We start from the raw sequence: 3,657 nt of genomic DNA, 5'->3' as shown, positions 1-3,657 counted from the left end.
GGGGGCGGCGGAGGCGGGCCTCGAGACGCTGGCGACGCTGACGATGCCGGCTCTCGACCCGGTGATCGCGCCGATCGTCTACGCCGTGCCGATGCAGTTGATCGCCTACCACACGGCCGTATTCATGGGCAAAGACGTCGACCAGCCGCGGAACCTCGCCAAATCCGTCACCGTGGAATAGGAGCTGGGATTAGCGCCCAGCGACCGCCCGCAAATGATTTATCCATCGGGAAAACGCGATGTTAAGAGAAAGTTTTAAAAAAGTCTGCTTAGTAACAGACGAAGTGATGCCATTCACTAAAGGCGGAATCGGCGCCTTCGTAAGGAATGTACTTGCTAGTTATTCAAAAACCACCAACTTTCATATTCTTTATACCGGAAAAACTAGAATCGAAGTCGGTGACTGGAACAATTTTTACGCCGAAGTTCGCCTCCATCACTTAACAGATATCAATGAAAAAATTGAAACCGAAAATAACATTGAGTTCCGTACTTTAGGGCATCCCCTCTTTCAGAAAAGTTTTTCAATTTATAAAGCGCTTGAGCACACTATTGCTCACGAAGGTGACTTCGACACAATCGAATTCATCGATTGGGGCGGGGCTGCGTACTTCAGTATTCAAGCAAAGCTTTGCAATCTGCTGCGGACGAAATCAAGACTTTCCGTGCGAATTCATACAACAGAGAGCCTTATACGTTTTTATGAACATCGCTTTCCGCACAAAGGAAATTTGGAAATTTACGATTTTGAGCGAAAGGCGATGGCTGACGCCGACCAGATAATTGCGCCACTAAGGCCGATCGCGAAAACAGTCGCCGATCACTATGGCTTCGACGCCGAGTGGAGAAAACGAGTTATCGTGGAAGAGCCCCCTGTAATTAATTCCCGCGCTGCTACGAATTCGATCGCTCCCGATTTTAAAACGCCTATCGTATTTTCAAGTAAGCTACAGGAAATAAAGCGTCCTGATGTGTTTCTTCAGGCGGCGGTCCGACTAATGGCTGAATGTCCCCAATACGGTGGGGAAATAATATTTGCTGCATTCGAACCTGTTCCCGGAAAAAGAGAAGCAATGCTTGCTTCCGTGCCAATTCGATTCCGGGAGCGGGTGAAATTTCTAACTTCCCTAAGCTCTAACGAACGCACCACGCTTCTGTCGGCTTCAATCGTCGTATTTCCGAACGCTTATGAAGCATTTTGTTTTGCTGCCTATGAAGCAAGTGCTGACGGCGCCTACGTTATTTTGAACGGCGCTAATCCTGCGTTTGGTGATGATACCCCATGGCAGAATCGGTGTAACTGTTTGAAGTTCGACGGATCATCGTTTGGCCTATATTCGTTGTTGAGTCAGGTTGTGTCTCAGTCATCACCGAAACTTTTGCCGGTTATGCTAGATGCCCCCCGATCTCCATACTATACCAGAGATGATCGAACAGATCTTGAAGGTTCTGACGACGGTCAAATTCCGCGAATTTCCATCTTTGTTTTGCACCAAGACAACCCGAATGCGCTTTTATCTACTGTCGTCAACTTTTTAGAGACAATAGATCTCGATGTTGAATGCGTCGTTGTGGACAACGGATCGAAATCTGCGGACTCTGAGTTGACTCTACGACGTATGGCCGACTTGCAGAGTAAGTATACCAATCTGAAGATTGAGCTTTTACCTGAACGGGTAAATTGGGGCTCTGCTTTGAACGAAATGCGTCTTAAGTATCGGTGTAATTACGTTGGTATTGCGCCAGCGGGTACTTATGTGACTCCTGGTGCGCTCAAGCGTTTTGTTCACGCGTTGGAAGCTAATCAACTCCACGATGTGCTTGTTCCAGCTTCCGTGTTGCGTGGTGATGATCCTGCAGCAGAGCATCAATATGTCTTCCACTCGTTGGGTGAAAGTTTCGCAAGTGGCGTCATTGATAATCGCTTTACAGCGCATCTCTTCCTTTTGAGAGGAGACGTGTTTTCTCGGGTACCGTTCGACGAAGCTTCGAACGCCCATCTTGAGTGGTTATACCTTCAGATTTTGGCACGTCATGGGAGCAGATTTATAGTTTGGCCTGAAGTTGATGTTTTTTACAATGACATTGATGTGAGGGTCTTTGCCCCAGAGAGCGAGCATGAAAGGCTCGCTGTTTTGGATCAGATATCCAAGGCTGCAAGCGCGCGCAGTGGGCTTGCGCCGCAGAGTTTCCCGCGCATAGATGAGAGGGCGATCGAAATAACTGATATGCGAGTAACTTCTGAACGTGGCCCCGACACCTTGCCGCCTGAAGTAACCGAGCAACTTCATGAATTGGAAATCCGTCGGAAGGCCGCGCAACACAATAAAAAGAATATTCGTAGGTTTGTTCCTGAGTTTTCGAGACTGCTTAGTCCTAGAAGGGGGGAGAGATTTCATATAGATTCAATTAATGACGTACGTTCAGAACTAGGGAATTGGCGACTAGATTCTGGTCATGGGTTTACAGTGAGAGGCTGGGGGTTTTCCGAACGTACCGCATCCGAACAACTTGATATTGTTATTCGCTTGCAGGGAGCCCGGGCAAGCGTTGTCCCGTTCTCTCGCTCGAGGTTTCCGAGACTGGATGTCAACTTGCTTCATGGCCTGCCCGAAGATTATGAAAGCGGGCTTGAGTACCAGTTCTCTGGTAGTCGTATCGCCCCGGGTAGACACGAATTCGTTGTAGAGTTTCGTAAGGATGGAAATTTGTTGCGCTCGATGAGAATTGGGCAAATCGCCGTCGGTGTCTGATAGCAAGCGGTGGTGATAGTAGTCGATGATCCGAACCACGCAGGCCAATGGGCATACTCGTCCATCCCTGGTTGATGAGGCGGTTTTCGGTCTCCGGCCGAGAACGCTGTTGAGCGTGGCTGCGGGCTGATCCACGGCTTCTCGGAAGTGGCGCGATTGCTTCGCCGTCGATGGGGCTGCGGGACCGGCCAACCAACCGTCCCGCGCTCAACGCAGCCCGACCCGGGCATCGGACGGGGCCACGGCCGAGATCGGGCGGGTGAGCTGGGAGCCTTTCCCGCCTTGCCGTCGCCCGGCGGGTGCGCCGGGCCCTCTCGACGGTGAGGCGGCTCTGCGAGCAAACGGCTATGATCATGACCACGAACGTGCTTCTTGCTGTATGGCCGATGTGTCCGGCAACGCGAACATGAGGGGGACCCTGCTCGACCGTCTGACGCATCACTGCGCTATCTAAGAAAGGGGTGACATCAGCTGGCGGCTGAGGCCACGAGGCTGAAACGGAGGCTTCGTAAAGCTCAGCCATGTTGCTGCCTGGGTGCTGTTACGACGCCGACTGATGCTCGGAGGATGCGCGACGACAAACAGGCGCGGTCCCTTCGTGCCAGATCCGGCCGAGAGCCGGATCCAGTCTGTCTTGGAGAGATCCTTGGCGATCTCCTCAGCGGTGCCCGCAACGTCGAGGTTTTGGTCCCAGGACCAGAACCGATGCCGACCGGTGACGCCAAGCACGTAGCCGGTGTCAGCACGTCGCAGCGCCAGCTCGATCTCGCCCACCCCGTAGATGCTGTCGGCGGCCACCCATGCAAACGGCACCTCTGCCTTTATCGCCCGCTCGATCATGGCCAGCGCCAGCTGTGGCTTGGTGGAAATCAATGTCGTCCGGCACATGCTCCGCCCGCCTTCG

General features: G+C 52.3%; 2 protein-coding genes and 1 pseudogene. 2 read left to right on the top strand and 1 reads right to left on the bottom strand.

Going from position 1 to position 3,657, the window contains the following annotated elements; all coding sequences use genetic code 11:
* Both E1J50_RS25565 and E1J50_RS25560 read left to right on the top strand, forming a co-directional pair.
* The coding region (locus E1J50_RS25565) for a hypothetical protein (RefSeq protein WP_132252079.1) at nt 1-181 on the top strand (181 nt) is incomplete at its 5' end.
* Between the two features lie 58 nt (nt 182-239).
* Entirely contained in the window at nt 240-2,753 is a 2,514-nt protein-coding gene (locus E1J50_RS25560; protein WP_132257021.1) for a glycosyltransferase, read from the top strand.
* Nucleotides 2,754-3,332: 579 nt separating this feature from the next.
* Here the strand turns inward: E1J50_RS25560 and E1J50_RS25555 are convergent.
* Nucleotides 3,333-3,657: pseudogene (locus E1J50_RS25555) on the bottom strand (transposase); the annotation flags it as partial.

The sequence above is a fragment of the Methylobacterium segetis genome, assembly GCF_004348265.1.
GTDB lineage: Bacteria > Pseudomonadota > Alphaproteobacteria > Rhizobiales > Beijerinckiaceae > Methylobacterium > Methylobacterium segetis.
Note: the sequence above shows the minus strand (reverse complement) of the source record. Positions and strands in the feature narration are given on the sequence as shown.